Source organism: Sphaerisporangium sp. NPDC005288 (genome assembly GCF_040607475.1).
Taxonomy (GTDB): Bacteria; Actinomycetota; Actinomycetes; order Streptosporangiales; family Streptosporangiaceae; genus Sphaerisporangium; species Sphaerisporangium rhizosphaerae.
In genome coordinates this window covers 1-1,186 of the sequence record NZ_JBEXGT010000119.1, presented here as the reverse complement: position 1 = coordinate 1,186, position 1,186 = coordinate 1, and the positions used below count along the sequence as shown (strand labels likewise).

3 protein-coding genes are annotated in these 1,186 nt (G+C 41.4%); 1 reads left to right on the top strand and 2 read right to left on the bottom strand.

The features are described 5' to 3' along the window. Positions 1-356, top strand: a 356-nt coding sequence (locus ABZU32_RS40955; protein ID WP_354932195.1) for a hypothetical protein, incomplete at its 5' end; no start/stop codon positions are given. Positions 357-554: 198 nt separating this feature from the next. Here the strand turns inward: ABZU32_RS40955 and ABZU32_RS40950 are convergent. Next, a complete protein-coding gene (locus ABZU32_RS40950; RefSeq protein WP_022619478.1) occupies positions 555-728 on the bottom strand; it encodes a hypothetical protein in 174 nt (57 codons plus the stop codon). After that, positions 721-1,186: hypothetical protein (locus tag ABZU32_RS40945; protein ID WP_354932191.1), on the bottom strand; the 466-nt coding region annotated here is incomplete at its 5' end. The genes ABZU32_RS40945 and ABZU32_RS40950, both read right to left, overlap by 8 nt.

Genomic DNA, 1,186 nt, shown 5'->3' with positions numbered 1-1,186 from the left:
TTGAAAGAAATGAGGTCATCAAATGTCTTCCAATGAAGGGCCTAACGGAGTTGACTAATGTTGTGGGAAATTGGAGCGATAAGCGTGCTTCTGCCGTGGCCAGGACAACGTATACTCATCAGATAACAGCAATACCTGATCACTACTTCGCACTAGTTTCTCGGTACTATGCATATGATCCAATATCAAAGGAAATGATAGCATTGAAGGATGAGACTAATCCAATTGAGGAGTGGCAGCATATAGAACAGCTAAAGGGTAGTGCTGAAGGAAGCATACGATACCCCGCATGGAATGGGATAATATCACAGGAGGTACTAGACTACCTTTCATCCTACATAAATAGACGCATATAAGTACGCATTTAAGCATAAACACGCACTATGCCGTTCTTCTCATGTATATATATATACAGGCAACACGCAGATATAGGTGCGACGTGAACAGTGAGCTGTATGTGCGCAGCTCGCGTTGCATTTTCGGAAGCGCTCGTTTTCGGAAACGCTTTGAAGTTCCTATTCCGAAGTTCCTATTCTCTAGAAAGTATAGGAACTTCAGAGCGCTTTTGAAAACCAAAAGCGCTCTGAAGACGCACTTTCAAAAAACCAAAAACGCACCGGACTGTAACGAGCTACTAAAATATTGCGAATACCGCTTCCACAAACATTGCTCAAAAGCAGCTCTTTGCTATGTTCTATATCTTCTATATCCCTATATAACCTACTCATTGACCTTTCGCTCCTTGAACTTGCACCTAAACTCGACTTCTACATCAACTGGTTTCCAATGCTCTTCAAATTTCACTGTTAGGTAGACCCATACGGCTGTAATATGCTGCTCTTCATAATGTAAGCTTATCTTTATAGAATCGTGTGAAAAGCTACTACCGCGATAAACCTTTACGGTTCCCTGAGATTGAATTAGTTCCTTTAGTATATGATACAAGACACTTTTGAACTTTGTACGACGAATTTTAAGGTTCGCCATCCTTTGACTATTTCCAATTATTCTGTCGGCTATTATCTCCGCTTCAGCTTGGTCTTCCGCTTCAGACTGCCATTTTTCACATAATGAATCTATCTCACTCCACAACCCTTCATCCGCCGCGGCATCTTGTTCGATTAAATTATTGACTTCATGTTGCACATTACTTAGTTCAGGGGAAGAGTTTTCTTCACGTGGTTGC